The organism is Poseidonibacter lekithochrous, from assembly GCF_018861145.1.
GTDB lineage: Bacteria > Campylobacterota > Campylobacteria > Campylobacterales > Arcobacteraceae > Poseidonibacter > Poseidonibacter lekithochrous_A.
The window spans coordinates 57,129-63,593 of sequence record NZ_JAHKQT010000020.1 but is presented as its reverse complement, the minus strand read 5'-3'; the positions used below and the strand labels follow the sequence as shown (position 1 = coordinate 63,593).

At 25.4% G+C, this 6,465-nt stretch carries 6 protein-coding genes; all 6 read right to left on the bottom strand.

All coding sequences use genetic code 11. From position 1 onward, the window contains the following. Positions 1–67: 67 nt before the first annotated feature. Genes KO488_RS08035 through KO488_RS08010 form a run of 6 tightly spaced genes read right to left on the bottom strand, consistent with a single transcriptional unit; the run spans position 68 to position 6,414 of the window. Entirely contained in the window at positions 68–2,101 is a 2,034-nt protein-coding gene (locus tag KO488_RS08035; protein WP_216058285.1) for a 6-hydroxymethylpterin diphosphokinase MptE-like protein, read from the bottom strand. Continuing rightward, the gene (locus tag KO488_RS08030) at positions 2,101–3,264 is read right to left on the bottom strand and encodes an acylneuraminate cytidylyltransferase (RefSeq protein ID WP_216058284.1); all 1,164 of its coding nucleotides are present in this window, start codon (positions 3,262–3,264) and stop codon (positions 2,101–2,103) included. Before KO488_RS08030 ends, KO488_RS08035 begins: the two co-directional genes overlap by 1 nt. After that, the gene (locus KO488_RS08025; RefSeq protein WP_216058283.1) at positions 3,261–4,112 is read right to left on the bottom strand and encodes a class I SAM-dependent methyltransferase; all 852 of its coding nucleotides are present in this window, start codon (positions 4,110–4,112) and stop codon (positions 3,261–3,263) included. The genes KO488_RS08030 and KO488_RS08025 overlap by 4 nt, the downstream gene beginning before the upstream one ends. A 2-nt stretch (positions 4,113–4,114) precedes the next feature. Beyond that, on the bottom strand, positions 4,115–4,777 hold the full coding sequence (locus KO488_RS08020; protein WP_216058282.1) for a TylF/MycF/NovP-related O-methyltransferase: 663 nt from the start codon (positions 4,775–4,777) through the stop codon (positions 4,115–4,117). Between the two features lie 4 nt (positions 4,778–4,781). Beyond that, positions 4,782–5,663: an N-acetylneuraminate synthase family protein gene (locus KO488_RS08015; RefSeq protein ID WP_216058281.1), complete on the bottom strand. Its 882-nt coding sequence runs from the start codon at positions 5,661–5,663 to the stop codon at positions 4,782–4,784. Between the two features lies 1 nt (position 5,664). Continuing rightward, the gene (locus KO488_RS08010) at positions 5,665–6,414 is read right to left on the bottom strand and encodes a CBS domain-containing protein (protein ID WP_216058280.1); all 750 of its coding nucleotides are present in this window, start codon (positions 6,412–6,414) and stop codon (positions 5,665–5,667) included. Positions 6,415–6,465: the final 51 nt, after the last annotated feature.

Sequence of the window (6,465 nt, the reverse complement as noted above, 5' to 3'; positions counted from 1 at the left end):
AATGTTCTTAAATTATTACAATAATTATTTAAGTAAATAAAATAATAAAGAAAAACTCTCTTCTTTATTATTTTAACAGTCTATCCAAACATAAAATATAATCTTTTATTATATCTTCTATTTGTAAAATAAAAATTTCTTTTATATTCTTGATTTTTTTGCTTTCATTCTTTATTTTGATATCATTAAAATGATAAGAGAGATAAGGAAAAATATTTTTATAATAATTGTTCAAAATTAAATAAATAAAACTAAACTTTTCTTCTTGGACGATAGATAATAAAAGAAATGCCTTACTTGAAAACTCTTCATAATTCTTATAATCTTCTATTTTAATTAATTTGATATCTTCATTTAAAAGCTTAGTCAAAAAAGTAATATCATTTTTAATATCTTGCTGTGATGCCTCTGATATAGAGGAAGAAGAATGTTCTGATAAAAAACTTATCAACTTCTCATTTATAAATTCTATTTCAGAAAAAGTATCTATATTTAAAGATTCTATTTTAGTTCTAATAGTATTTTTAAGATAAGCTCCATGTTTAGATAAATTATGTATCTTAATGTTTTCATCTAATCCAGAAGTAAGATATTCTAAATATTTTATAGATATATAAAATATTGGTGTTGTAGAAACTGTTTCCATTAGGTTCCCTTCGATACTAAAAACTCCTTCTTTTAATGAAATAAACTCTCTACTTTTTTCTGCATTTAAATCATATACTCCTGACATTGAGTTTGAATCTATTGAATGAGTTGATCCTGTATCTTGATTTAATGAAAGATCAAGTCCTATTAAATAAATATTCTTTGCATTCATTTTTAATAAAATATCTAAGGTAACTTCTCCAATACTATATCCGCTAAATGTAATATTTTCTTTGATAAAGGGTATTTGAGTTTCAAATAAAAATAAGTTTTTACTACTTAATTTTTCTAGTATTTTAGGGCTTGTAGAGCATGATGCAAGAATTATTGTATTTGGTTTGATTTGATTTACACTTTCGTCATCAAACTGTATTTTATCTAATACATTTTTTTCGTCCAATGTTGTTATCATATCAATTTTAATATCATTTAATAATAATTTCTTATACGCTGCACCAACGGTTACAATAAAAAATTTATTCTCATTCTTTTTAATCCATTTTATATTTTCATCCAAAGAAGGACCTGCTGCAATATATAAAATAGGTCTGTTTTTAAAAAAATTACATTTATCATTTATTTCATTTATTTTCAAAGTATTATATCTATGAGATAAAACTTTTGTTGTTCTATTTATTTTTAAATATAAAGTTCTATTATAATCATATATTGTTGGCTTCTGAGATATTAAATATGTAAGTATCTTATCTATATATTCATCAACATTTATATTTGTTGTAGAGAATTTAAGTAAATAATTATCTAGAAAACCTAAATCAAGGAAATTTTCTATCTTTTTATCCTGTCCTTCTTCATCCATAATTGAAAAAATTACACCTTTATTAGCAAGAATTGTATAATCAACTGTAAATAATGATAATCTAAATATTTCTAGATTCTTTTCGACTACAAGATATATGTCAGCATCAATTTTTTCTGCAATTCGAGGAATATGTCTTCCTAATAAAGTACCTAAAAAGATAAACTTCTTTATTTCTTTTAGTCTTTTCTTTTTATTTCCTAAAAAATCTTTTAATACCTTAGAATAACAATGCATATCATTATTTGTTGCAATAGTACACTCAATTTCATTATCTAATTCAAATTTATTTTCTTTATTAACTTGAAAACTTTTATTTCTTGTAAAATGCTCTTCTATATTAAAAATAGAATTCTTTTTATCAAATTGTATTTGCTTAACTAAATCGTCATTTATCTTTTTAGGGTTTCTCTTATAAAGATATTTATCATTTACTTTATCATATAAATCAAAATCTCCATTTTCCATAATAAATTCTAAACTATATTTTTCAGTGTATGTACCATTATTTATCATTCTAGACAATTCATCTACTCGTTGATATAAATTATTATCATACTCACTTAAAAAAGATAAATTTGCTAAAAATGTAGTTGTAACTGCATTTTGTAATTGTTGTTCTGCTTCTGTCATTAAATATAACCTTTATAAAATAGTTTTTCAATAAATTCTCTAACCACACCTTCACCGCCATTTTTAGAGAGTTTAATGATGTTATCTAAGTTTTTTACCTCAGTTACTGCATTAAAGGGACAAGCGGCAAATCCAACATTGGAAAGTAACTCTTTACAATTAATATCATCCCCAATATAAGCTACTTCATCTAATGTAATATCAAGTTTGTCACAAATTTCTTTTGCAATTTCAAGTTTACCTTTGTGTTCTAAACCTTGGTAAAGAAAATCTACTTTTAACTTTTTTGCCCTATTTTCTACAATTTTTGTATCTTCACTTGTAATTATTCCAGTTTTTATTTCAGCTTTTCGTAAAAGTTCAAATCCTTTTCCATCATGTGTATTAAACTTTTTAAACTCTTCACCATTTTCTCCATAATACATACCAGCATCAGTTAAAGTACCATCAACATCACTTAGAAAAAGTTTTACTTTTCTAGGTGCTATTTTTTTTGATAGGATATATTTGTTCATTAATTTTTCAGCAATTATCCAATCATCTTCTTCATCTAATTCAACAGCTGTAAACTCTTCCATTTCATAAATAGCTATTTTACCACTTAAACGGTTTTTGTCTTTTTTTATATTAAAAATGGAATTTATATAAAAAGCTCCATTTTCCATAAAAAGTCCATCAAAATCTTGTCTTCTTGGACGATTATTAAAATCATAATTTATAGGACTTGCCTTTTCATTCCAAAAGAATCTTTTCGTTCTAACACAAGTAAGTAAGGAATCAGCATTTTCATCTTTCATCTTTGCTATTGCTTCATCAAAATCTTTTGTTTGTGTGAGTGGAGAAGTTGCTTGAACTAAAAAAAATAAATCACTATCTTCAAAACTTTTTTTATTTATAAATTCTAACATTACAGATTCTGTACTTGATGTATCTTGTGAATTTTCTTTATCTCTATTATAAACTTTTACCTTTGAAAAATTAAAGCTATTTGCAATATCTTTTATTTCATCACAATCAGTTGCAAGATAAATTTCATCTATATTTACACAGTTCTCCAAGGCTTTTAAGTTCCAATAAACCAAAGGCTTCCCACAAAAATTCTTGATGTTTTTAAAAGGTATAGATTTGCTTCCACATCTAACTGGGATAAAAGCTATATTCATTTATTTCCTTTCTTTAAACAAGCTATTATAGTATCTGTCGCACCAATACTTGCTAATTGATTTTCATATGCTTTGTTTAATTCTTTTGAGTCTAGAAAATTGCCCCATTTTTCATGCCCTCCTGGCTTATTTTTACTCAACCAATAAAGATGATTTGATAAAGGGTATCTTTGAATATGTTTTATAAACTCTACTTCTAGACCAGCTTTTTTTGCTAAAAGTTCTAAAGTATGTTTCGTATATAAATATAGATGGCAACTCCAATATGTAAAATGAGAAAAGGATTCATTCTCATAAATCGTTAGAAGTGCATCATTTGCATTTGGCACTTCAATTATTAGTTTACCATTATCTTCAAGTAGATTTTTTAATTTTTCTAAAATATCCAATGGCTCTTTTATATGTTCAATAACATGAAAAGATGTAATTAGATCAAATTTTGTTTTTATATTATCAATATTATTTTCTAGAGGAATATTTTCTTTTATATAATAAGGTACTATAGCTTTTTCTAACTCTACGGCAAGAATGCTCTTAGCAATATTTTTTGAAAAATTTAGAAAGCCACCATTCCCACTTCCAAAATCTAAAATTTTTTTATTTACTAAAAAGTTTTCTAAAAACTTAAATCTACGATTATCATCATTTAATGTATCATTTCTCCATTTAGTAAAATCGAATAAATTATGCATATTTGAATTTTCATAAAATTTATTGTTAATATGTGAATCTTCTGACAAAAATACTAATCCACAATTAAGACATTCAAATATCTCTAAATCTTTATTATCTCTTACACTTCCACTTCTATTTTTTAGGTTCTTGCTATGACAAAGAGTACAAAACAAAATTATTCCTTTATTATAAAAGAGGGAGTAAGTCCTAATGATAGTTTTTGGACTTTTTCTTTTTTATCTTTAAAAAACTCATCTACAGCTTTTGTTTCTCCTGGGAAAGTTCCATAATCATCAAAAATTATTACCCCACCTGATACAACTCTTTCATACATATTCTTTAAAATAGTAACAGCTGGTTCATAAACATCTGTATCAATATGAAGTAATGCAATTTTTTGATGAGTATTTTCTTTACAGTATTTTGGAATAGTTATATTGATATCACCTTTTACAAATTCATAATTTTTGAGATCTTTGTATTTCATAATTTTTTCTATTTCCAAAAGAGTAATACTACTCTCTCCTGCTCCTGATATAAAATTATCTAAATATTTCTTATCATCTTCATAATCTGTTTTTGGAAAAACTCCAAAAATATCAAAACCTACTATTTTTCTTGAATTCTTTGATTCTAACAAATCACGAAAATGTGCAAACCTAAAAAAAGAATTTCCTTTAAATAGTCCACACTCAACTATATCACCAGGTAAATGTACAATTTTCTTATATAATTCATAGTGGGCTAATAATTTTCCGAATCTTGATTCAGTTGATGTTGCATAAAATCCATTTTCATATTCAAACATCTTCTGTGTTTTAAAGTTATTTAATTCCATACTACTACTTTCTATTTTTTAATTTATCTCTTTGTACTTGCTCTATTGGAAGAACTTCATCTTTTTTATAGTGTAAAGCTTCATACGTTGCGTTTAAGTTTCTAACCAATTTACTTAATCCTCCTGCCTCCAAAGAGGCAGCATGATCAGTTCCCTTCCACGTTCTATCTTTTGTAAAATGCCTTTCAATCCATCTTGCACCTAATGTAAATGCAGCAATATCAAGTGCAATACCATTGTGATGTCCTGAAAAACCAATTTCATTAACTCTATTCTTATAATTCTTGTATAGCCAGTTTATTTCTAATAGTGCAACATCTTTTGCAGGGACTGGATATCCTGATGTGCAAGAGTATATTAAAAGTCTTGTTTTTGCTTGATTTGTTTCTTCAAAAAACTTTACAATTTCTTCTACTTCATCTTTCGTAGTCATTCCAATTGAGAGTTGAACTTGACCCTTATATTCATCTCTAAGAACTTTTAACATTTCAAAATTATTATTACAAGCCGATGGAACTTTTAGAAATTCAGGTTCAAAACTTAACATCTCTTTTGCACTTGTTACATCCCAAACAGATGTACTATAAGTTATACCAATATCATCACAATAATCTTTTAATTTTTTATGTTGTTTAAGATCAAATTCTAAAAATTCTCTATGTTCCCCATAAGTTGATCCATAAGAATTATAAGAAACAGGATGAGGAGCGTTATATTGTTCTTCAGTTAATAATTCTTTATTATTTCTTTTTTGAAACTTTACATATTTTGCACCACTTTGTTTTGCAAGATCAATTAATTCTTTCGCAATATCAAATCGCCCCATGTGGTTGCATCCAATTTCTGCTATTACTTTAGGCTCTTTGTAATCAAATTCAAAATTCATTTTACACTCTCCCATATTTATCTTCATATCTTATTATATCATCTTCACCAAAATAATCTCCAAGTTGTACTTCAGCAAATATTAAATTCTCTTTTTCTGATGAATTAATTACTTTATGTTTGCAACCTTTTGGAATATAAATATATCTACCTTGCTCAACATTTAGAATTGTTTCTTCTAAAACTATTTTACCCTCACCTTTTATTATTATCCAATGTTCTTCTCTTCTTTTATGCTTTTGTAAACTTAATTCTTCTTGTGGGAACACCGTTATTATTTTTGATTGAACATGTTTAGCAAGCAAAGTACTCTTATAAAAACCCCAAGGTCTTGGAAAAATTTCATAATCTAATTCATTTTCATTTAAATAAGGTAACTTTTTTAAATCATAATCAATATCTTTTAATAACATCAAATGAAATTGCTTTTTAGATATAATATTTATTAAATGTTGATCATCATTTATAACCGGAATAAAATTGATTTTTTCAGACTTGAAATATTCAAAAAGGTTAGTAAAACTTTCATTCATATTAATACTTTTAAAATTCCTATTATAAGAAATTACAGCGTTTAAAGAATCACCTTTAATTATTTGTCTTCTTATCTCACCTTCTGTAATTAAACCCATTACAATTTTTTCATTATTTACAATTATAAGAAAGCTTTTCTTATTTTTATCAATTAATTTAAGGGCTTCCAAAATTGTGGTTTTATCTTTAATAGTTATCTCTTTATATCCATTTTCCAAGATATTTCCTTTTGTATAATAATTATATTTAATAATAACAAAAAACTATTT